Raw genomic sequence first — 21,538 nt, 5'->3', positions numbered from 1 at the left:
TCTTGGGGCAAACTCTCAACCTCAACCATAGGCTTAGAGTTATGTCAAGTAGTTCCGCGCAAACAGAACGGTAGGGGGCCAACGCCGGTGATCGCGGCAGGCGCGCCGACGCGCCGCGCGGCAATTTTGGCTCGAACTACTTGACAGTCGGGAGATCTGGGCTGGAGACGTCGTAGGTATGGCCCGGCTGGGTCAGCAGGGCGGCCAGCTTCAGTGCCTTCTCGTCGGTCCGATCGTTGGTCCCCCACACCACAACCCGGCCGTCGGCCAGCGTCAGCGCGATCGAGGCCACCGACGGGGCGGCGATCCGGCCCACCTGTGCGACCACATCCGGTGGCAGGGCCAACATCACCTCGAGCGCAGCCTTGGTGGCCGGATCCGCCGGACCGGGATGGTCGGTGTCCAGATACGGCAATGTCGGCGGTGGCGGTTCCGTGGCGAAATCGACTCCGTCGCGGTCGAACAGATGGGGGCCGTCGGGATAGTCCTTGACCACCACCGGCACCCGCTCGACCACCGTGATCCGCAGGGTCGACGGATACTCACGCTGCACCCGGGCGGTGGCGACCCGACGGATCGTGGCCACCCGTTCGGCGACCGCATCCGTGTTGATCTGCAGCAACGGCGTACCGGGCGCCACCGCAGCGGCGGCCAGCACCTGCTCCTGCGGGATTGCCGCGGCACCGTTGACCACCACGTTGCGCGCCGCCATTGCCGGCGTGAAGTAGAGAACCAGGCCCAACGCCACCGCGACCACGCTGACCAACGCCGACCACAGCAGCACCTTCAGACCACGAATAGTGCTACGGGCCACCGTGTTCGGGCTGTCCGAAGGCTGCCCGTTCACCTTGCGTTTGGCCTCGCGGCGGGCATGCTCGATCGCCACTGCCCGGTCGCGCGCGGCCCGGCGCTCCTCGCGCTCGCGGCGGGCGCGGCGGCGGGGGCCCTCATAGTCGGGTTCTGCCGCGCTCGGCACATCGGGCTCTGCTGCGGGTGGCACATCCGACCCCGCCGCGGGCTGGGCGGACTCACCCGTGGGCGGGTCGCCGGGCTCGCCGGGGCCGGATTCCTCGTGAACCGGGCCGGATTCCACCGGAGCGGTTTCCTCGGTCACCTCGTCGGGACCGCCGGGACCCGTCTCGGTCACGGCGATTCCGTCGATGATCGGCCCGGCGCGGTGCGATTCGCCTTGATCCCGAGCTCGGTCACGATCTCCTTGCCCAGCATGGTCACGTCACCGGCACCCATGGTGAGCACCACGTCACCCGCCTGGGCCGCGGCGGCGACTGCCGCGGCGACCGCCGAGAAGTCGGGAACATAGGTGACCGGCACGCTGACATGTTCGGCGACCGTGGCGCCGCTGATACCGGGCAGCGGCTGCTCCCGCGCGCCGTACACGTCGAGCACGAAGACCTCGTCGGCCGCGCTGAGGGCGGACCCGAACTCCGTAGCGAAAGTCGCTGTGCGCGAGTACAAGTGCGGTTGGAACGCGACGATGACCCGGCCACCGGTCTGATCCACGACCGTGCGGGCCGCCTCAAGAGTGGCCCGGACCTCGGTGGGATGGTGCGCATAGTCGTCGAAGACCCGGACGCCGTTCAGTGACCCGACCAGCTCGAAACGCCGTCGCACCCCCTCGAATCCGGCCAGTCCGTCGAGCACGGCCTCGGCCGGCGCACCCACCTCGATGGCAGCCAGCAGCGCAGCGAGTGCGTTGAGCGCCATGTGCCGGCCGGGCACCGCGAGCCGGATCGCGCGCGGATGCGGCTCACCGGCGAGCTGGATGTGGGCGACCGCCCCGGTCCCCTGCTGTTCCCAGCTCAGCAGGGTGCCGGCCAGATCGCCGGCGGGCGTGCTGCCGTACCGCAGCACCCGGATGCCCAGTGAGTCGGTGTGTTCGGCGAGCGCAGCCGCCCCCGGGTCATCGGTACACACCACGAGCGCGCCACCCGGCGCGATGCGGTCGACGAATGCGGAGAACACCGCGGTGTAGGCCTGCTCACTACCGAAGAAATCCAGGTGGTCGGCTTCGATGTTGGTGACCACCGCGACATTCGGGGTGTACTCCAGCAGTGAGCCGTCACTCTCGTCGGCCTCGGCGACAAAGCACTTCCCGCTGCCGTGATGGGCGTTGGTGCCCGCCTCGCCCAGTTCCCCGCCCACCGCGAACGACGGGTCGAAACCGCTGTGCTGCAAGGCCACGATGAGCATCGAGGTGGTGGTGGTCTTGCCGTGGGTACCCGTCACCATGAGCGTGGTGTAGCCGGCCATCAGCTTGGCCAGCACCACCGGCCGCAGGATGACCGGGATTCCGCGGCGCCGGGCCTCGACCAGTTCCGGATTGGTCTTGGGGATCGCGGCGTGGGTGGTCACCACCGCGGTCGGCCCACCGGGCAACAGATCCAGCGACGACGCGTCGTGACCGATTCTGACCTCGGCGCCGCGGGCCCGCAGGGCCACGACACCGCGCGACTCCTTGGCGTCCGATCCGGACACCAGGCCACCGCGGTCCAGCAGAATCCGGGCCACGCCCGACATCCCGGCGCCCCCGATCCCGACCATGTGCACTCGCTGCAGTTCAGCCGGAAGTGAATTAGCGTTCACTGCAGCCTCTTTCGTCGGTCGCGAGCGACATCCAGGGCGACCTGCGCCACCCGCCGAGCGGCGTCGGGGTGGCCCGACAACGAGGCGGCGGCCGTCATCGAGGCCAACCGAGCGTCGTCGGTCATCAGGCCGGCGACCGTATCCGCCACGAATCCCCCGTCGAGTTGGGCATCGTCGACGACGATGCCGCCACCGGCCGAAACCACAGGCAGTGCGTTGAGCCGCTGCTCGCCGTTGCCGATCGGCAACGGGACGTACACCGCGGGCAGGCCCACTGCGGTCACCTCGGCAACCGTCATCGCCCCCGACCGGCAGATCGCCAGATCGGCTGCGGCATAGGCCAGGTCCATCCGGTCCAGATACGGCACCGCGACGTACGGCGGCGCCCCCGCCGCGGCCGGCGGCAGATCGAGGGTGTTCTTCGGCCCGTGCGCATGCAGCACCGAAACACCGGCAGCACCAAGAGCTTCGGCCGCCGCGGACACCGCGCGGTTGAGCGACTGCGCGCCCTGCGAACCACCGAACACCAACAGCACCTTGGCATCCGGCGCGAAACCGAAGAACGCCCTGGCCTCGGCGCGCAGCGCCGCGCGGTCCAGTGACGTGATCGACGCGCGCACCGGTACGCCCACCACCTCGACCTTGCGCAGCCCCGGTTCGGGCACCGCCGAGAGCACCCGGCGGGCCGAGACCGCGCCGACCCGGTTGGCCAGGCCGGCACTGGCATTGGCCTCGTGGACCACCACCGGAACGGCGCGCCGACGCCCGTGCACACCGAAGCCACCGCGGGCCGCGAGGTAGGCCGGCAGCGCGACATAGCCGCCGAACCCGATCACCACGTCGGCCTCCACGCCGGCCAGCACCGAACGGGTCTGACGGATCGCGGTCCGCACGCGCAGCGGCAACCGCACCAGGTCTCCCGACGGCTTGCGCGGCAGCGGCACCGGCGTGATCAGCTCGAGGTCATAACCGCGCTGCGGCACCAGGCGGGTTTCCAGACCGCGGGCGGTTCCGAGGGCCGTGATCCGGACCTGCGGATCGAGTTCCCGCAGCGCATCCGCCACCGCCATCGCCGGTTCGACGTGACCTGCCGTGCCACCACCGGCCAGAACGACCGATATCCCCCGGTCGCTTCGCTCCTGCCCCCGAGGATCAGATATCCCGCGCTCGCTTCGCTCCTGGCCCCGAGGACCAGATATCCGCCGGCCCGTCTTACCCTCACTCACCCGTAACGCTGACCTTCCAAAGTCCGGGCCCGATGACCCTGTTTCCGCTGGCCTGCAGGATATCGGACCGAGGACTTACCGCCCCCCGCCGGCTGCTGACCAGCAGCGCGCCCGGCCCGGCGCACCGGCCGGTCCCCGCTCCGCGACGTGCGGCGCGGCGCCGCCTGTCTGGCGTTCGCCTGACTGGTCCTGGATTGCTTGCCCGTCTGCTTGCCGGAGGTCTTGGCACCCGCCTTGCCTGCGGGCTTGGCGCCGGCCTTGCCTGCCGGCTTGCCCGCACCGCGTGAGGGCGACTTCCGACGATCGTGCAGCCGGTTGCGGGCGACCTCCAGGCGGGTGGGGATATAGGGCTCGGGCAACGGCAGCCGCAACAGCCGGGTCACCCGGTCATCGCGGCCGGCCCGCAGCGCCGCGACGGCCTCCGGCTCGTGCCGGGCCGCATTGGTGACCAGGCCCATCATCAGAAGTGTTGTGGCTTGCGATGATCCACCGGCCGATATCAGTGGCAGCTGCAGCCCGGTGACCGGCAGCAGGCCCACCACGTAGCCGACGTTGATGAACATCTGACCGACCACCCACAGCGTGGTGGTGGCCGTCAGCAGGCGCAGGAACGGATCGGCCGAACGGCGGGCGATGCGCATCCCGGTGTAGGCGAACAGACCGAACAGGGCCAGCAGGCCCAGCGCGCCGACGAAGCCCAACTCCTCGCCGATGATGGCGAAGATGAAGTCGTTGTGGGCATTGGGCAGGTAGTTCCACTTCGCCGTGCCCTGGCCCAGGCCGTCACCGAAGATACCTCCGTTGGCCAGGGCGAACCGGGCCTGGCGGGACTGATAGCCGATGCCCTGGCCGTCGGCGGCCGGGTCGAGCCAGGACTGCACCCGGTCGGACCGGTAGCCCGCGGAGACTGCCAGCACCGCGGCCGCCACGACCGCGGCAAGCAGCGAGGACAGGAACACCCGCAGCGGCAGACCGGCGTACCACAGCAGACCGAGCAGGATGATGCTCAGCGAGACGGTCTGCCCGAGGTCGGGCTGGGCGACGATCAATGCCAGCGCGATCACCGCGGCAGGCACCAGCGGGACCAGCATCTCGCGCAACGAGGCCCGCTCCATGCGCCGGGCCGCCAGCAGGTGCGCGCCCCAGATCGCGAAGGCGATCTTGGCCAGCTCCGAAGGCTGCATCGAGAACCCGGCGACCACGAACCAGCCGCGAGAGCCGTTGGCCACCTTGCCGATTCCGGGGATGAGCACCAGGATCAGCAACAGGATCGTGAAGGCGAAGCCGGGGAAGGCTATCCGGCGCAGGGTGCGGACCGGCATCCGCAGGGCGATGTAGAACGCGATCAGCCCGACGCCCGTCCACATGACCTGGCGGCCGAACACCGCCCAGGGCGACCCGTCGAAGTCATAGGAGTACACGCCCGACGCCGAGAGCACCATGATCAGACCGAGCGTCGTCAGCAGCGCGGTGACCGCGATGATCAGATGGAACGAGGTCATCGGACGGCCCAGCCAGGCGCCGAACCGGGTTCGCGGAGCCGCCGACGATCCAGCCGCGGCGTTCGAGCTGGGTGCAGCCTCGGAAGTTCCGGCGGCTGAATCGGCGGTTTCGCCGGCTGCGGCACCGTCACGGCGGCGCAGCCGGGCCAGGATGCCGGCCACCGCCCTACCCGATCGCGGCGCGGACGGCGCCGGCGAATGCATCGCCACGCTGGCCGTAGCCGCTGAACTGATCGAAGGACGCGCCTGCCGGGGCCAGCAACACGGTGTCCCCCGCGCCGGCCAACCCGCGGGCGACATCCACGACCGCCGCCATGACCGCATCGGAGACCGGACGGTCCCCGACATCGATCACACGAGTCACATGATCACCAATAGACTCATTTGTCTCAAGCACCCCAGAATCCTCCCCCGCCACAACCTCGACGACGGGGACATCCGGGGCGTGTCGCGATAACGCATCGGCAACCATTCGCCGATCCCGCCCGATCAGCACCACAGCAACCAGGCGATTCGCCACGTGACGCACCAAATCGTCGACCGAAGCGCCTTTCAGCAAGCCCCCGGCGATCCACACGACCCGATCGAACGCGGTGATCGAGGCCTGCGCGGCATGCGGGTTGGTGGCCTTGGAATCGTCGACATAGCGCACCCCGTCGGCCTCGCCCACCAGCTCGGCACGATGCCTGCCGACCTGGAACGACGCCAAGGCGGTGGCAATCGAAGCCGGCGCCACCTCGACCGCACGCGCCAGGGCCGCGGCCGCCAGCGCATCGAGCACACCGACCGGCCCCGCCACCCTGATCGTCGCGGCATCAGCCAACTCGACGTCGTCGCCGAACGCACGGTCGACGAGCTTGCCGTCCCGGACCCCGAGCTCACCGGCGGCCGGTTCGCCCAGCCGGAACCCGACCCGCACGGGCGCACCGGCGGCCGGCAGCAGACCGGCGGCCACCGGATCGTCGAGACCCACCACGGCCACCCGCCCGGACAGTGCCCTGGCCTTGTCGGCGGCATAGCCGGCCATCGAACCGTGCCAGTCGAGGTGATCCTCGGCCACGTTGAGCACCACACCGGCGTCCGGGCGCAGCGAGGGCGCCCAGTGCAGCTGAAAACTGGAGAGCTCGACCGCCAGCAACTCCGCCGGCTGGTCCAGTACCGCCAGGACCGGGTCACCGATGTTGCCGCACAACAGGCTTCGGCGTCCATCGGCCAGCAGCATCTCGTGCAGCATCGAGGTGGTGGTGGTCTTGCCGTTGGTACCGGTGACCACCAACCAGCGCCGCGGCGGACCGTAATGCCCCGCAGCGTCCAGCCGCCAGGCCAGCTCCACGTCGCCCCAGATCGGTACCCCGGCCCCGGCGGCAGCAGCCAGCACGGGCGCCGTGGGTGGGAATCCCGGGCTGGTCACCACCAGCGCGTAGTCGGCGATGGACGCGATGGCGCCGGCCGGATCGATCACGGCGGTGCCCTGCTCCGCGAGAACACGAAGCGCCTCGGCGTTGTCGTCGCACAGCGTCGCAGCCACGTTCAGCGGCGCCAACGCCGTCAGCACGGCACGTCCGGTCACCCCCGCACCGGTCACCAGCACCGGGGCACCCGGGGTCAGCAGCGAGAGCAGCCCCCGGTCGTCGCCGTGCCCGCCGGATGGGCCAGCCACCGTCAGGCCCCGACTGCGGTGAGCCACTCGCTGTAGAACAGGGCCACACCCAGACCACAGGCGATCGCCGTCAGCAGCCAGAACCGGATGATGACCGTGGTCTCAGCCCAGCCCACCAACTCGAAATGGTGGTGGAACGGCGCCATCCGGAACACGCGGCGGCCCGTCGTACGGAACGCCAGGATCTGCACCACCACCGAGGTCACCTCGGCCACGAACAGCGCACCCAGAACGACCGCGAGGATCTCGGTGCGGCTGGTCACCGATAGCCCGGCGATGATGCCGCCAAGGGCCAGCGAGCCGGTGTCGCCCATGAAGATCTTTGCCGGTGCGGCGTTCCACCACAGGAAGCCGATACACGCGCCGGCGGTCGCAGCGGCGATGATCGCCAGGTCCAGCGGGTCGCGCACGTTGTAGCAGCCCAGACCGGGCGCCGTGGCGCACGCATTGCGGTACTGCCAGAACGTGATCAGGACGTAGGCCGCGGTCACCATCGCCATTGCGCCTGCCGCCAGCCCGTCCAGGCCGTCGGTGAAGTTCACCGCGTTGGACCAGGCGCTGACGATCACAACGCAGAACAACACGAACACCCAGCCCGCCAGCGTCACCGTGGCGATCTCGCGGACATAGGAGAGTTCAGGGCTGCCCGGGGTCAGGCCGTCACCGTTGCGGAACTGCAGGGCGAGCACGCCGAACAGCACCGCGGCGGTCAGCTGGCCGACGGTCTTGGCGGTCTTGTTCAGGCCAAGGTTGCGCGAGCGCCGCAGCTTGATCAGGTCGTCGACGAAGCCGACCAGGCCGAGCATCGTGGCCAGCCCCAGCACCAGCAGCCCCGAGGCCGACGGACCGTTACCGCCCAGGGCCACCCCGACCAGATGGGTGCCCAGGTAGCCCGCCCAGATGCCGGCCACGATCGCCACGCCGCCCATGGATGGCGTCCCGCGCTTCTTGGCGTGGCTGGCCGGGCCGTCCTCACGGATCTCGTGTCCCAGCCCACGCTTGGTGAACAGCCGGATCAGTGCCGGGGTGAGCAGGATCGAAACCGTCAGGGCGATACCGACGGCGATCAGGATGAGCTTCATCGGTCGGCGTTCCGATCGTCTGCGTCCTCAGCGGCAACCAGCGCATCGGCCAGCGCACCCAGCCCCACCGAGTTGGATGCCTTCACCAGCACCACATCCCCGGGCTGCAGCTCAGCCTGCAGCAAGGCCAGCGCAGCATCGGCGTCGTCGACCATCGTGGACTCCGATCCCCACGAACCCTCCATCACCGCGCCGTGGTGCATGGCGTTCATAGTCCTCCCGGTTCCGACGACGATTAACCGAGACACATCTAAGCGCACCGCGAACCGTCCGATGGCGTCGTGCTCGGTTATCGCGTCGTCACCGAGTTCGGCCATCTCACCCAGCACCGCCCAGCTGCGGCGCTTTCCGCGCAGGTCAAAGGCGGGTTCACCCGCGTGGTCAACGGCCGGTTCACCCGAGCCCTCACGGGCCATCCAGGCCAGCGCCTTCAGCCCGGCGCGCATCGAGTCCGGATTGGCGTTGTAGGCGTCGTTGATCACCGTCACACCGTCAGCCCGGGTACCGACCTGCATCCGGTTGCGCGAGACGGGGCCGGCGCCTGCCAACGCCGTCGCCACCTGATCCAGGCCCGCGCCGCACTGTAGCGCGACCGCGGCCGCGCACAACGCGTTGCCCACCTGGTGATCGCCGTGCACCGCGAGCGCCACCTCGATCTCGCCGCCCGCGTGCAGCGTGAACCGGGGCCGGGCCAGACCGTCGAGGGCGACCGGACCGGCCCACACGTCCACCTCGGAACCGGGCTCACGCGAGACCCGCACCACGCGGGCCGCGGTCTTGCCTGCCATGGCCGCCACCGCGGTGTCGTCGATGTTGAGGATCACCACGCCTGAGGCCGGAACAGCTTGCGGCAACTCGGCTTTCGTGTTGGCGATGGCCTCGCGCGAACCGAACTCGCCGAGGTGGGCGGTGCCGACGTTGAGCACCACCGCGATCTGCGGCGGGGCGATCGCGGCCAGGGCGGCGATGTTGCCCGGGTGTCTCGCCGACATCTCCAGGATCAGGTAATCGGTCTCGGGCGTGGCGCGCAACACCGTCCAGGGATGGCCCAACTCGTTGTTGAACGAGCCCGGCGGCGCGATGACCTGCCCCAGCGGATCCAACACCGCGGCCAGCAGATCCTTGGTCGAGGTCTTGCCCGAGGATCCCGTCACCCCGATGATCGTCAGCCCACCGGCGACGAGCTCGGCCGCCACCGCCGCCGCGAGTTTGGCCAGCGCGGCCAGCACCGCCGCGCCGGAGCCGTCGGTGTCGAATTCCAAAGCGCCAGAAGCGGCGTCGGCAGCCCCAGGCTCGGGCTTGACGACGATGGCGGGCACCCCGACCGGGCGCGCGGCCAGCACAGCCACGGCCCCGGCCGCCACCGCCCCCGCCGCGAAGTCATGGCCGTCGGAGCGGGCACCGGGCAACGCCAGGAACAAGCCACCGGGAGCCACCGCGCGGGAGTCGAACTCGACGGTGCCGGTGACCGTGGTGGCGGCCGCCTCTTCGGCGGTGATGTCGGCCAACTCACCGCCGACGATCTCGGCGATCCTGGCAACGGTCATCTCGATCACGTGCCCGACTCCCCTGTCTTGAGTGCGTCCAACGCCGCCGCCAACTCGTCACGATCGTCGAAAGGCCTGGTGTGGCCGCCTCCGGTCTGGCCGCTCTCGTGGCCTTTACCGGCGATCAGCACGGTGTCGCCGGGCCCGGCCCAGGCCACCGCACGCTCGATCGCCGCTCGCCGGTCGGCGACCTCCACGACCTCCGCGTACGTCTGCGCCTCGGCGGCGCCGGCCATGATCGCCGCCCGGATCAACGCGGGGTCTTCGTCGCGTGGATTGTCATCGGTGACGACGACGAGGTCGGCCAGTTCGGCCGCCACTCGGCCCATCGGCGCACGCTTGCCGGTATCCCGGTTGCCGCCCGCCCCGAACACCACCCCGATGCGGCCCGGCCCCGACGCCCGCGCTGCCTGATCCCCCGTCGCTGCGCTCGCCCTCAACGTCTCCAGGACCGCGCGCAGCGCACCGGGCTTGTGCGCGTAATCGACCAGCGCCAGGAACTCCTGTCCGCGGTCGATCGGCTGGAGCCGCCCCGGCACGGTCGCCGCACGCAGCCCCGGCGCCGCCTGCTCGGGTGTCACGCCGGCCCCGTGCAGCAGCGCGACCGCCAGAGCCGCATTGGCGATGTTGTAGGCACCGGTCAGCCCGATCCGCATCGGGTGGGCCACCCCGGCCGGGTCGATCAGGGTGAACTCCTGGGATCCGACGCCGACGGCCGAGACGTCGCGCACCTGCCAGTCCGCTGCCGCGCCCGCGGCGCTGACGGTCGTCACCTTCTCGGCCCGCCGGGCCATCGCCACACCCGCATCGTCGTCGACGCAGACCACTGCCGCGCGGGCGTGGTTGGGCGACCCGGGGTCGAACAGGCCGGCCTTGGCCTCGAAGTAGTCCTGCATCGTCGGATGGAAATCCAGGTGGTCGCGCGACAGATTGGTGAACCCGCCGAGCGCGAAGACGATTCCGTCGACGCGGCCCAGCGTCAGCGCATGGCTCGACACCTCCATCACCACGGTGTCGACCCCGCTTTCGACCATCAGGGCCAGCAGCGCCTGCAGATCCGGCGCCTCGGGCGTGGTCAGCGCGCTCGGCAGATCGCGGCCGGCGATGCGCACCCCCACCGTGCCGATCAGCCCGGCCACCCGCCCGGCGGCCCGCAGGCCGGCCTCGGCCAGATACGTCGTGGTGGTCTTGCCCGAGGTGCCGGTCACCCCGATGACGGTCAGCCGCTCCGACGGACGCCCGTACACCTCGGCGGCCACCTCGCCGAGCACCGAACGAGGGTCGGGATGAACCAGGATCGGGACCTCGAGCGCGTCCAGTTCGGCCGCCCCGGCGGCGTCGGTGAGCACCGCCACCGCTCCGGCGGCAACCGCGTCGGCCGCATAGCGCGCGCCGTGCACCGCCGAACCCGGCAGCGCCGCGAACAGGTCACCGGGCCGGGCATCCTGGCCACGCAGGGTCACTCCCGTCACCCGAAGTTCGGGCAACAGATTTCCGGTGGCGGATACCGCCTGGACCTGTTCGGCGAGCGGCACGAGGTATTGGCCGGCGGGACGGCTGGGACGCAGCTTCATGGCCATGCCACAGTACCCATCTGCGGTCCGCCGACCGCACCACCCACGACTATCGCGGTCAGGTCGCCTGCAGGGTCAACCGCGGACCCGGATCGGCCGACAAGGGGACGTTGTGACGCTGCAGCAGCCACGAGGCGATGTTGTGGAACAGCGGCGCCGCCGAGGATCCCGGTGAGCCGTCCGCAGCGCGGTGCGGGGCGTCCATCATGATGCCGACGACGTAGCGCGGATCGTCCGCGGGCGCCATGCCGGCGAAGGTGATCCAGTAGACGTCGTCGTAGTAGCAACCGCACGCCGGGTTGATCTGCTGCGCCGTACCGGTCTTCCCCGCGATCTGGTAGCCCTCGACCGCGGCCTGCGGGCCGGTCCCCTGCTGCGCACCCATCGGATCGCGCTGCACGATGGCACGGAACATGTTGCGGACCGTGCGGGCGGTCTCCGGCGTCACCACCCGAACCCCTTCGGGCCGTGGCTCATCGGTCCGGGAGCCATCCGGCGCAATCGTGGACTTGATGATCCGCGGTGGCATCCGCACCCCGTCGTTGGCGATCGTCTGATACATCCCCGCCATCTGCAGCAGTGTCATCGAAAGACCCTGTCCGATAGGCAGGTTGGAGAACGAACTGCCCGACCACTGATCGATGGGCGGCACCAGCCCCGAGCTCTCGCCCGGCAGGCCGACGCCGGTGCGCTGCCCCAGCCCGAACCGGCGCACCATGTCGTAGAACCGATCCGGACCCACGCGCTGGGCCAGCATCAGGGTGCCGACGTTCGACGACTTCCCGAACACACCGGTCATCGTGTACGGCATCACGCCGTGGTTCCACGCGTCGCGGACCGTGACCCCGCCCATGTCGATCGAGCCGGGCACCTGCAGGACCTCGTCGGGGTTGGCCAGACCGTACTCGATCGCCGCCGAGGCGGTGATGATCTTGTTCACCGAACCGGGCTCGAACGGCGAGGACACCGGAAGGTTGCCCATCTGGCGGCTGTCCTGCCGCCCCAGGTCCTGGCTCGGGTCGAACGTGTTGTCGTTCGACATCGCCAGTACCTCACCGGATTTCGCGTCCAGCACGACAGCCGAGACATTCTTGGCACCCGAGGCGTCCTTGGCCTGCTGCACCTGCTGCTGGACGTAGTACTGGATGTCGTCATCGAGGGTCAGCTGCACCGTGGACCCGTTCACCGCGTCGTGGCGGTTTCGGTAGCTGCCCGGGATCACCACGCCGTCCGAGCCGCGGTCGTAGGTGACCGAACCGTCGGAACCCGCCAGCACCGCGTCGAGCGAATCCTCAAGTCCCAGTAGGCCGTGGCCGTCCCAGTCGATGCCGCCGACGATGTTGGCCGCCAGCGACCCGCCCGGGTACTGGCGAAGGTCCTGGCGCTCGGCGCCGACCTCGGGGAACTTGTCCATGATCGCGCTCGCGATCGCGGGGTCGACCGCGCGGGCCAGGTAGACGAAGGTCTCGTTGCTCCGCAGCTTCTTGAGCACGGTCTTGAAATCGGGCCGGTTGTCGAGCCGGGCGGCGATCTCCTTGGCGATGTCGGACAGCCGACGATCCGGATCCGGCGCCTCACTGGATTTGGCCTTGGCCTCGGCGAGCTGCTTGCGGACCCGGACCGGCTGGAACGTCAGGGCCTTGGCCTCGATGGTGAACGCCAGCTTGTCGTCGTTGCGGTCGACGATGCTGCCCCGCATCGCGGGATTCACATCGGTGACCTTGAGCTGACTGGCCGCCTCGGCACGCAGACCCGCCGCCCTTGGCACCTGGAGCGTGAACAACTGCACCGCGGCGACCACCAGCACCGCCAGCATCACCAGGTTCCCGGCCCGGTGCCGGAACACGAAAGACGAGCTGCGCAAACCTGTTTCGGGAGCGGCAACCCTGGTGCGGCGAACCCCCGCCTCGTGCCCCGGTCCGGGCGAGGCCTTCTTGGCCCGCTGCGGCTTGGGCGTCTGGCCGCCGCGGCCCGGGCCGCGGCTCATGCGGCCGGTGCCTGGGCGTTCACGGCAGCAGCCGGGACGTGTGCCGCCGGCGCCACCGGTGGGCTGAACTGCTCCACCGGGGTGACCGGGCCCGGAGCTGCCAGCGCCTGCGCGACGGGCGCGGGAGCAGCCGGCGCAGGAGCGGCCGGTGCAGGAGCAACCGGCACCGGCGCGGCCAGTGCAGGCACGGCCGGTCCGGGTGCGGTCGGCACACCGGGCACGTGCGTCGGATCGGGAACCTGTTGCGGGGCGATCTGCGCGGGGTCAACCGGCGCGGGCGCGGCCAACGGGGCAGGTGCCGGAGCTGCGAGCACGTCCGGTGCGGGACCGGCAGCCGGTACCGGCCCGGGAGCCGGCGGTACCGCTCCGGGCGCCCCGTGGGGCGCATCGGCCTGAGGGACCGGAATGCCCGGTACGCCAAGAACACCCGGACGCGGTGCCCGCACCGTTAGCTCGCGCGGATCGACGACCCGCGGGGCCGGGGGCGCGGGCGGAGCCGGCGGAGCCTCCTCGGGCAGCGGCGTGTTCAGCGGGGGCGGCGGCACGCCTTCGGCAGGCTTGGGGGTGCCGACGACAGTCCAGTTGCCTGCGGCATCCTGCACAAGGTGTGCGGTATCGCGCGATGGGATCATGCCCAGATTGCGGGCCGACTCGGCCAGCGCCGGAGCCGCCTGCGCCTCGAGCACATCGCGCTCCAGCGCCTCTTTCTGTTGCATCAGACCCTGATTGACCTGGCGGGCGTGGCCCAACTGGTAGGACCGCTCAGCCGAACCGGTCGACAGCCACAGCGTGACCGCGAGCCCCAGCCCCAGCGCCGCGATCACCAGCACGACGAACGGGACCCGGGAGATCAGGACCCGTGGGTTCAGCTCGATCGAGGCCAGCCGGACCAGCAGACGCTCCCGCAGGCGGACCCGCAGTGGCGGACGGACAACCTTGGGAGCCTTGGCTTTACGCGCCTTCGCCCGAGCCTTGGCCTGGCTGGTGCTCTTGGGGCGGGCCGGACGGGTACCCGGCCGCTGAATCGGGCCGGCACTCGACGCAGGACGCGCGGGCCGCTGTTCGGAACCCGGCCGGCGCTTGCGCGGCGGGGCCTGCTCGGTGCGCCGCCCGCCACCTCGGGCGGGTTGACGCACCGGACGCCTGCGGTCTGCCTCGCGCAGCTGCTCGGGTCGCTTGACCTTCATGAGTTGCCCCCTTCCCCAACCTTCTCCAGTGCCCGCAGGCGCACCGGAGCGCTACGCGGATTGCGATCGATCTCGACTTGGCGGGCCTTCTCGGCACCGCGGGTCAGCGTGACGAATTCCGGTTCATGGCCGGGTAATTCGATGGGTAGGCCAGGAGGGGTCCGCGAGGCGGTGGCCGCGGCAAACGCCTGCTTGACGATCCGGTCCTCGAGCGACTGATAGGACATCACCACGATCCGTCCGCCGTCGGTCAGTGCGGCGAGCGCCGCAGGCAGGGCGGCGCGCAACGAATCCAGTTCGCCGTTGACCGCCACCCGCAGCGCCTGGAAGGTGCGCTTACCCGGATGCCCTCCGGTACGACGAGCCGGTGCCGGGATCGCTTCGTAGAGCAGCTCGACCAGTTCACCGGTTGTCGAAAATGGTTGCTGAGCCCGGCGTTTGACGATCTTGTCGGCTATCCGGCCGGCGAAGCGCTCCTCACCGAAGTCGCGCAGAATGCGTGCGATCGACTTGGCGTCGTAGGTGTTGAGGATGTCCGCGGCCGTCAGCGGAGCGTCGGGATCCATCCGCATGTCCAGCGGCGCATCCGCGGAGTAGGAAAAGCCGCGTTCGGTCTGATCGAGTTGCATGGAGGACACACCGAGGTCGAACAGCACGCCGTCGATCCGGGTGAAGCCGGAATCCATGATCGCCCCGGCGATTCCGTCATAGCGGGTCCGCACCGGCCGCATCCGGTCACCGAACGGAGCCAGTCGGGCACCGGCGATGCCGAGCGCGTTGGGATCACGGTCCAGGCCGATCACCTGCAGGCCCGGAAAGTCGGTGAGAAAGCGCTCGGAGTGGCCGCCTGCGCCGAGCGTGGCGTCCACCAGCACAGCGCCCGTGCCGTCGTCGTGGTGACGGGTTAGCGCGGGGGCCAGCAGCTCGACGCAGCGGTCGAGCAGAACCGGGATGTGACCGTGGCCCTCGGAGTCGGACTGATCTGGGGAATCTGGCACCGCTGAAACACCTCCGCTCGGAATGGCCCCTGCACCGGGGTCTCTGTCCGAATTCACGGACCTGGCGTTGGGGAAGTACGCCAGGGCCAATTCGGGCAGAGGCCTCGTTGCACGGGCTAACTCCAGACCGGCCGCCGGTTGACCGGCTGTATCAGCGGCACCATCACAGAACGTCGCGAGTGTCATCAGTGGCCGCGGAGAAGTTTTCTTCGTGGGTCTGCTGGTACTCCTGCCACGCGTCGGCGTCCCAGATCTCCAGGTAGTCGACCGATCCGATCACCACACATTCCTTGGACAGGTTTGCGTAGCGACGGTGATCCGCCGACAGGGTGATCCGCCCCTGGCCGTCCGGACGCTGCTCGTCTGCGGCCGCGGCGAAAACCCGCAACTGCGCGCGACGCTCCGGATGCGCCTTGGCCTCTTCCACCGCTTTGCGTGCACGTTCCTCGAACTCATCCCGCGGGTACACGGCCAGGCTGTGATCTTGACTCTTCGTGACCATCAACCCTCCTGCCAGTACGTCGCGGAACTTGGCGGGCAGTGTGAGCCGCCCCTTGTCGTCGAGCTTGGGCGTGTAGGTACCCAGAAACATCTGGACACCTCCCGCCGCCGGAGTTCGGATCCCGAGTCGCTTGTGAGATCCAGGCCTTGTGCCCTCCGCACGGGGTTCTGTTTCCCCGTTGGCCGCCACTTTACCCCACGATCCCCCACTTTGCTCCATTTAGTTGGTCCAGTTTGGGCGTTCTCCCCACCCGAACCGCCCACAATTGCCCCCTGGCGACACCTCAGCGCCCCACCGACGCCCACGGAAACAGAAAAACCGCAGGTGAAGGCCTGCGGCGAGAAGGTGGGGGGTTGTGGGGAGAAATTCCCTGAGAATCTGCTGCGCTCCCCCACATCGCCCCACAGCCGGGAGCGGGGCACCTACTCCGGCGTGTCGCTGGGCCGCCCTCGGCACCGGCCGGGCAGGCAGGAAAAGCGCACAAAAAAAGAGGGCAACCCGTTACGGGCTGCCCCCTGACTCAGTCAGACGGTTCAGTCGTCGAACCGGCGCCGGAACCGGTCTTCCATCCGAGTGGTGAAAGAGCCGCCGCCGCGCTGACGACGCTGCCGCGGTGCATTGCCGGAACCCTGGGCTGCCCGCCCGGGACCGCCGGTCACGCGCGGGCCGGTGACGGCGAACACCACGCCGGCGAACATCGCGACGAAGCCGAACACCGACAGCACCGGGAAACCACCGAGCCACAGCGATTTCACCGCGACACCGACTACCAACAACGCCAGGCCGAGGACGAACAACAACGCGCCCTGAAGCCTGCGCCGAGCCGATGGCGCGCGCAAGGTCCCACCACGAACGCTCGAGGCGAACTTGGGATCCTCGGCATACAGCGCGCTCTCGATCTGGTCGAGCATGCGCTGCTCATGATCGGAGAGTGGCATTCGTCCCTCCTTGCCGACGCCGCCGTCGCTTTTCAAGATTTCACGTGCCCGCAATCACGGGCACCTAACCCTAATGATACGAGGTCGATCCGAGCCGTACCACCTTGTTCGCCGTCGATTGTAGGTCGTCATGAGATAGCTCGGGTCGACGGGACCGACCGTCTGTCAACCGGATAATGCTGAAGATAATGAGTTAGGCAGGACACCGGGCGGGCGAAAGGCGAAAGCATTGGCGACGTATCTCATCGATCTGTCGCCGGACGATATGAAGCGCCGGCTTCCCGAGGCTCTGCGCGTGTACGTCGACGCCATGCGCTACCCACGCGGAACCGAGGAACAGCGCGCCGCGCTGTGGCTCGAACACACGCGCCGCGCAGGCTGGAAATGCGTGGCCGCCGTCGAGGCCCCCGAATCCACCAGGCCCGACAGCGCGGATCTGCTCGACGCTCCCCTGCAGGGGATCGCATACGGCTACAGCGGCGCGCCGGATCAGTGGTGGCAGCAACAGGTCATCTCCGGCCTCCAGCGGATGGGCACCAACCCGGTACACATCGCCGACCTGATGGCCAGCTACTTCGAACTCACCGAGCTGCACATCGAGCCGCGCGCCCAGGGTCAGGGCCTCGGCGAGGCTCTGACCAGGCGACTGTTGGCCGGTCGGGATGAATCGCACGTGCTGTTGTCGACCCCTGAGATCAACGGCGAGGCCAACCGGGCGTGGCGGTTGTACCGGCGGCTGGGCTTCACCGACGTCATCCGCGGATACCACTTCGCCGGCGACCCCCGGCCGTTCGCCATCCTCGGTCGCCCACTGCCGTTGTGAGATCTGGCACGATGACCAGCGTGCATGTCCGACCACCCAGCCGCCTTCCCAGACGTAGCCGACGGACCCGCCTGCTCACGTTGGTGATGTTGTTGCTGATCCTGCCCATGGCGGTGGGCTGCGTCCGGGTCCGCACGTCGATCACGGTCTCCCCCGACGACAGGGTGTCCGGTCAGATCATCGCCGCCGCCAAGCCGCGCGACGCCGACGACAAGGGCCCGCAGCTGCTGAACAACCTTCCGTTCGCCACGAAGGTCGCCGTCTCGGAGTACAGCCGCGACGACTACGTCGGTTCCCAGGCCGTCTTCTCCGACCTCACGTTCGCCGAACTGCCCCAGCTCGCCGGCATGAGCCGGGATGCCGCCGGCGTCGACATCTCCCTGCGCCGCGCGGGTGACCTGGTGATCCTGGAAGGCCGGGTGGACCTCACCTCGCTCAACGATCCGCAGGCCGACGTTCTGCTGACGGTGTCGTTCCCCGGCGAAGTGACCTCGACCAACGGCGATCAGGTGAGTTCCTCGATCGTGGAATGGAAACTGCGGCCGGGCATCGTCAGCACCATGAGCGCCCAGGCCCGCTACACCGATCCCAGTGCCCGGTCCTTCACCACCGCGACCATCTGGCTCATCGTCGGCGCACTCCTGGTGGCCGGCGTGATCGGAAGCCTGGCCTGGATCAGCCGGGACACCTCCCCGAAACCGGGTGACCCGGTCACCGGCGGCGACTGACCACCGACCTCGCCCAGCAATTGCCGGGCGGCCCTCACTTGGTACAAAACGCGTGACACGCTCTACGCTGAGTGCACTCTCCGGACACACCGTTGAACACAGAAAGGGGCGGGCGCTGAGCGTGCAAACATCGGCTCCGTCAACCGTCGAGCTGGCCGCAGCCGTCACCGACCAACTGCGCGACTACCTCCGTGAGCGCCGCCGCGACTGCGAGTACATCGGGACCGACTACGCCGAGCTGACCGAGGCTCTCGAAGAATTCGTGCTGCGCGGCGGCAAACGGATGCGCCCCGCCTTCGCCTACTGGGGCTGGCGCGCGGTGATCGACCCGGCCGACCGCCCCGCCGATCCCGATGTGCTGAGGTTGTTCGCCGCACTGGAGCTGCTGCAGGCCTGTGCTCTCGTGCACGACGACGTCATCGACGATTCGGCCACCCGCCGTGGCCTGCCCACCGTGCACCGGGTGTTCGCCGACCGGCACCGCGAGCGCAATTGGCACGGCTCGTCGCGACAGTTCGGGTTGTCGGCGGCCATCCTGGCCGGCGACCTGGCGCTGTCCTGGGCCGACGACATCGTCGCCTCCGCCCCGATCCCCGCCGACGCGCAGCAGCGCGTCCAGCAGGTCTGGCGTCACATCCGCACCGAAGTCCTCGGCGGCCAGTACCTCGACATCGTCGCGGAGGCCAGCCGCGCCGAATCGGTGGCCTCGGCGATGAACGTCAACACCTTCAAGACCGCGTCCTACACCGTGGCCCGTCCGCTTCAGCTGGGCGCCGCCGCGGCCGCCGACCGGCCCGACGTGCAGCAGATCTTCCACCAGGTCGGCAACGATCTGGGGGTCGCCTTCCAGCTCCGCGACGACGTGCTCGGGGTGTTCGGCGACCCGGCGGTGACCGGAAAACCCTCCGGTGACGACCTGCGATCCGGCAAGCGCACGGTACTGCTGGCCGAGGCTCTCGAGCTCGCCGACAAGTCCGACCCCGCGGCCGCAGAGCTGCTGCGCACCTCGGTGGGCACCGAACTGTCCGACGCCAAGGTGGGCGACCTGTGCCGGGCCATCGAATCGGTGGGCGCCCTGGCCGCCGTCGAGGCGCACATCGAGCTGCTGACCAACCGCGCCCTGGACACCCTGGCCGCCGCTCCCATCCACCCCCAGGCAAAGACCGGTCTGGCCGAGATCGCCCGGTTCGCGGCGAACCGGTCGGCGTAGGAGCACGTCACAACGACATGACGACTCCCTCATGACAACTATGCCGACCGAGACCCCGAGAACCGGGGTCGCGCAACATATCTCACGCCTGGCCGCATTTGCGATGTCCGCCGATGCCCGCCCGGCCCGGCTGGGTTTCCTCGGCGCGGCCGTACTGACCATCGGCGGACTGGGCGCGGGCAGCACCCGAATACACGACCCGCTCCTGGAGTCACTGCACCTGTCCTGGCTGCGATTCGGGCACGGCCTCGTGCTGTCCTCGATCCTGCTGTGGGTCGGCGTCGCCATGATGCTGATCGCCTGGCTGTGGCTGGGCCGGCGCGTGATCGACCGCACCGCCAGCGAGTACACCATGGTGGCCACGACCGGTTTCTGGCTCGCGCCACTACTGTTGAGCGTCCCGCTGTTCAGCCGCGACACCTACTCATACCTCGCCCAGGGCGCGCTGCTGCGCGACGGCCTCGATCCCTATGTGGTCGGGCCGGTGGAGAATCCGAACGTCCTGCTGGACAACGTGAGCCCGATCTGGACGACGACCACCGCACCCTACGGACCGGCCTTCATCCTGGTCGCGAAGTTCGTCACGATGCTGGTGCGCGACGACGTCGTGGCCGGCACCATGTTGCTGCGGCTGTGCATGCTGCCCGGACTGGTCTTGCTGATCTGGGCGACCCAGCGCGTCGCGCGGCACATCGGCGCGAGTCCGGCCACCGCCCTGTGGGTCTGCGTGCTCAACCCGCTGGTGATCATCCACCTGATGGGCGGCGTGCACAACGAGATGCTGATGGTCGGGCTCATGATGGCCGGCATCGCACTGACGTTCCGACGGCACCCGGTCTGGGGTGTCGGCCTGATCGCCATGGCCGTCGCAGTCAAAGCGACCGCGGGACTTGCACTTCCGTTCATCGTGTGGGTGTGGGCGCGGCAACTGCGCGACCGCCGCGACCAACCGCCGGTGCGGGCATTCGTCGTGGCCACCGTTGCCTCCATGGCGATCCTCGCCGCCGTGTTCGCGGTGATGTCGTGGCTCGCGGGCGTCGGCCTCGGCTGGCTCTCGGCCCTGGCTGCCGGCAACGTCAAGATCATCAACTGGCTCACCGTGCCCACGGCCGCCGCCAACCTGATCAACGCCATCGGCGGCCTGATCTTCCCGGTCAACTTCTACGCCGTGCTCGAGGTCACCCGCATCATCGGCATCCTGACGATCGTGATCGCCCTGCCGCTGTTGTGGTGGCGCTACCGGCACACCGACCGCGAAGCCCTCACCGGCACCGCCCTGGTCATGGCGGTGGTCGTGTTGTTCGTCCCCGCCGCGCTGCCCTGGTACTACACCTGGCCGCTGGCCGTGGCGGCCGCCCTGATCCAGACCCGGCCCGCCATCGCGGTGGTGGCCGGGCTATCCACCTGGATCATGGTGATGTGGAAACCCGATGGGGCCCACGGCATGTATTCGTGGGCGCACGTCCTGCTGACCACGGCATGCGCAGTGGTGGCGTGGTACTCGCTGTACCGCGCACCCGAGCGGCCCGCGGCTGAGCCGGCGGCCGAAAACCAGCCGTCAGTAACCTAGCGCCTGCGCGCGGCGCAGAACCTCACGTGCCTGGTGGGAATGCAGGGCGTCGATCGGGCGGGCATTGGGCACCTGCTCGGTGCGTCCGTCGGCGGTGATCGTCAGCGACTCGTCCGGGGTGAACAACCAGCGCACGATCTCGGTGTCGCGGTAGCCGCCGTCACGCAGCACGACCAGCAGGCCGGGCAGGTGCTTGACCACGTGGCCCTTGTCATCAAAGAAGACCTGCGGCACCACCATGACGCGGTCGCGGCGCACGGCGATCAACTGGCCGTCGCGCAACTGCTGATGCACCTTGGTGACCGGGATGCCGAGCAAACCCGACACCGTCGGCAGATCGTAGACGGGCTCGTCGGGGTCCAAGACATCATCGGCGACCGGAATGCTGCTCACCGCACTG

The 21,538-nt window shown here is 69.4% G+C and carries 18 protein-coding genes; 4 read left to right on the top strand and 14 right to left on the bottom strand.

Annotated elements, in window-relative coordinates; translation table 11 throughout:
* Positions 1-136: 136 nt before the first annotated feature.
* The 13 genes from AC4LGL_RS21950 to AC4LGL_RS21890 all read right to left on the bottom strand — a co-directional run bounded on the left by AC4LGL_RS21950 (position 137) and on the right by AC4LGL_RS21890 (position 16,807).
* Positions 137-1,147, bottom strand: coding sequence for a cell division protein FtsQ/DivIB (locus AC4LGL_RS21950; RefSeq protein ID WP_491840608.1), 1,011 nt, complete (start codon positions 1,145-1,147; stop codon positions 137-139).
* Positions 1,144-2,604 carry a UDP-N-acetylmuramate--L-alanine ligase gene (gene murC / locus AC4LGL_RS21945; protein WP_491840607.1) on the bottom strand — a complete coding sequence of 487 codons (1,461 nt, stop codon included), beginning with the start codon at positions 2,602-2,604 and terminating at the stop codon, positions 1,144-1,146. Before murC ends, AC4LGL_RS21950 begins: the two co-directional genes overlap by 4 nt.
* Positions 2,601-3,803: an undecaprenyldiphospho-muramoylpentapeptide beta-N-acetylglucosaminyltransferase gene (gene murG / locus AC4LGL_RS21940; protein WP_491840761.1), complete on the bottom strand. Its 1,203-nt coding sequence runs from the start codon at positions 3,801-3,803 to the stop codon at positions 2,601-2,603. The genes murC and murG overlap by 4 nt, the downstream gene beginning before the upstream one ends.
* Before the next feature lie 23 nt (positions 3,804-3,826).
* On the bottom strand, positions 3,827-5,494 hold the full coding sequence (gene ftsW / locus AC4LGL_RS21935; RefSeq protein WP_491840606.1) for a putative lipid II flippase FtsW: 1,668 nt from the start codon (positions 5,492-5,494) through the stop codon (positions 3,827-3,829).
* A 4-nt stretch (positions 5,495-5,498) separates the two neighbouring features.
* Complete coding sequence (gene murD, locus AC4LGL_RS21930; RefSeq protein ID WP_491840760.1) at positions 5,499-6,953, bottom strand: UDP-N-acetylmuramoyl-L-alanine--D-glutamate ligase; 1,455 nt, start codon at positions 6,951-6,953, stop codon at positions 5,499-5,501.
* Between the two features lie 41 nt (positions 6,954-6,994).
* Positions 6,995-8,074, bottom strand: a complete 1,080-nt coding sequence (gene mraY / locus AC4LGL_RS21925) for a phospho-N-acetylmuramoyl-pentapeptide-transferase (protein WP_491840605.1) — start codon at positions 8,072-8,074, stop codon at positions 6,995-6,997.
* A complete protein-coding gene (locus AC4LGL_RS21920) occupies positions 8,071-9,630 on the bottom strand; it encodes a UDP-N-acetylmuramoyl-tripeptide--D-alanyl-D-alanine ligase (protein ID WP_491840604.1) in 1,560 nt (519 codons plus the stop codon). Before AC4LGL_RS21920 ends, mraY begins: the two co-directional genes overlap by 4 nt.
* Positions 9,627-11,201, bottom strand: a complete 1,575-nt coding sequence (locus tag AC4LGL_RS21915; protein WP_491840603.1) for a UDP-N-acetylmuramoyl-L-alanyl-D-glutamate--2,6-diaminopimelate ligase — start codon at positions 11,199-11,201, stop codon at positions 9,627-9,629. Before AC4LGL_RS21915 ends, AC4LGL_RS21920 begins: the two co-directional genes overlap by 4 nt.
* A 52-nt stretch (positions 11,202-11,253) precedes the next feature.
* The gene (locus tag AC4LGL_RS21910; protein WP_491840602.1) at positions 11,254-13,182 is read right to left on the bottom strand and encodes a peptidoglycan D,D-transpeptidase FtsI family protein; all 1,929 of its coding nucleotides are present in this window, start codon (positions 13,180-13,182) and stop codon (positions 11,254-11,256) included.
* Positions 13,179-14,369, bottom strand: a complete 1,191-nt coding sequence (gene ftsL / locus AC4LGL_RS21905; protein ID WP_491840601.1) for a cell division protein FtsL — start codon at positions 14,367-14,369, stop codon at positions 13,179-13,181. The genes AC4LGL_RS21910 and ftsL overlap by 4 nt, the downstream gene beginning before the upstream one ends.
* Positions 14,366-15,493: a 16S rRNA (cytosine(1402)-N(4))-methyltransferase RsmH gene (gene rsmH, locus AC4LGL_RS21900; protein ID WP_491840759.1), complete on the bottom strand. Its 1,128-nt coding sequence runs from the start codon at positions 15,491-15,493 to the stop codon at positions 14,366-14,368. Before rsmH ends, ftsL begins: the two co-directional genes overlap by 4 nt.
* A 37-nt stretch (positions 15,494-15,530) precedes the next feature.
* Positions 15,531-15,959 carry a division/cell wall cluster transcriptional repressor MraZ gene (gene mraZ, locus AC4LGL_RS21895; RefSeq protein ID WP_055115035.1) on the bottom strand — a complete coding sequence of 143 codons (429 nt, stop codon included), beginning with the start codon at positions 15,957-15,959 and terminating at the stop codon, positions 15,531-15,533.
* A 443-nt stretch (positions 15,960-16,402) separates the two neighbouring features.
* Positions 16,403-16,807 carry an SCO2097 family morphological protein gene (locus AC4LGL_RS21890; protein WP_055120335.1) on the bottom strand — a complete coding sequence of 135 codons (405 nt, stop codon included), beginning with the start codon at positions 16,805-16,807 and terminating at the stop codon, positions 16,403-16,405.
* Positions 16,808-17,036: 229 nt separating this feature from the next.
* Between AC4LGL_RS21890 and AC4LGL_RS21885 the strand changes: the two genes are divergently transcribed.
* The 4 genes from AC4LGL_RS21885 (at position 17,037) to AC4LGL_RS21870 (ending at position 21,138) form a co-directional block, all read left to right on the top strand.
* Entirely contained in the window at positions 17,037-17,630 is a 594-nt protein-coding gene (locus AC4LGL_RS21885) for a GNAT family N-acetyltransferase (RefSeq protein WP_491840600.1), read from the top strand.
* An 11-nt stretch (positions 17,631-17,641) separates the two neighbouring features.
* The gene (locus AC4LGL_RS21880) at positions 17,642-18,358 is read left to right on the top strand and encodes an LppM family (lipo)protein (RefSeq protein ID WP_491840599.1); all 717 of its coding nucleotides are present in this window, start codon (positions 17,642-17,644) and stop codon (positions 18,356-18,358) included.
* 121 nt (positions 18,359-18,479) lie between these two features.
* Positions 18,480-19,568 carry a bifunctional (2E,6E)-farnesyl/geranyl diphosphate synthase gene (gene idsA2, locus AC4LGL_RS21875; RefSeq protein WP_491840598.1) on the top strand — a complete coding sequence of 363 codons (1,089 nt, stop codon included), beginning with the start codon at positions 18,480-18,482 and terminating at the stop codon, positions 19,566-19,568.
* A 31-nt stretch (positions 19,569-19,599) separates the two neighbouring features.
* Entirely contained in the window at positions 19,600-21,138 is a 1,539-nt protein-coding gene (locus AC4LGL_RS21870; protein WP_491840597.1) for an alpha-(1->6)-mannopyranosyltransferase A, read from the top strand.
* Here the strand turns inward: AC4LGL_RS21870 and AC4LGL_RS21865 are convergent.
* Positions 21,127-21,531 (bottom strand): Rv2175c family DNA-binding protein, encoded by a 405-nt coding sequence (locus AC4LGL_RS21865; RefSeq protein ID WP_491840596.1) that lies wholly within the window; start codon positions 21,529-21,531, stop codon positions 21,127-21,129. The two genes, AC4LGL_RS21870 and AC4LGL_RS21865, sit on opposite strands and share 12 nt — an antisense overlap.
* Positions 21,532-21,538: the final 7 nt, after the last annotated feature.

The organism is Mycolicibacterium arcueilense (genome assembly GCF_058536225.1).
Note: the sequence above shows the minus strand (reverse complement) of the source record. Positions and strands in the feature narration are given on the sequence as shown.

Excerpts from the sequence above, each read along its gene's own strand:
- mraY (WP_491840605.1), bottom strand. The coding sequence starts at position 8,074 with ATGAAGCTCATCCTGATCGCCGTCGGTATCGCCCTGACGGTTTCGATC.
- AC4LGL_RS21915 (WP_491840603.1), bottom strand. The coding sequence starts at position 11,201 with ATGGCCATGAAGCTGCGTCCCAGCCGTCCCGCCGGCCAATACCTCGTG.
- AC4LGL_RS21910 (WP_491840602.1), bottom strand. The coding sequence starts at position 13,182 with ATGAGCCGCGGCCCGGGCCGCGGCGGCCAGACGCCCAAGCCGCAGCGG.
- ftsL (WP_491840601.1), bottom strand. The coding sequence starts at position 14,369 with ATGAAGGTCAAGCGACCCGAGCAGCTGCGCGAGGCAGACCGCAGGCGT.
- mraZ (WP_055115035.1), bottom strand. The coding sequence starts at position 15,959 with ATGTTTCTGGGTACCTACACGCCCAAGCTCGACGACAAGGGGCGGCTC.
- AC4LGL_RS21890 (WP_055120335.1), bottom strand. The coding sequence starts at position 16,807 with ATGCCACTCTCCGATCATGAGCAGCGCATGCTCGACCAGATCGAGAGC.
- AC4LGL_RS21880 (WP_491840599.1), top strand. The coding sequence starts at position 17,642 with ATGACCAGCGTGCATGTCCGACCACCCAGCCGCCTTCCCAGACGTAGC.
- AC4LGL_RS21870 (WP_491840597.1), top strand. The coding sequence starts at position 19,600 with ATGACAACTATGCCGACCGAGACCCCGAGAACCGGGGTCGCGCAACAT.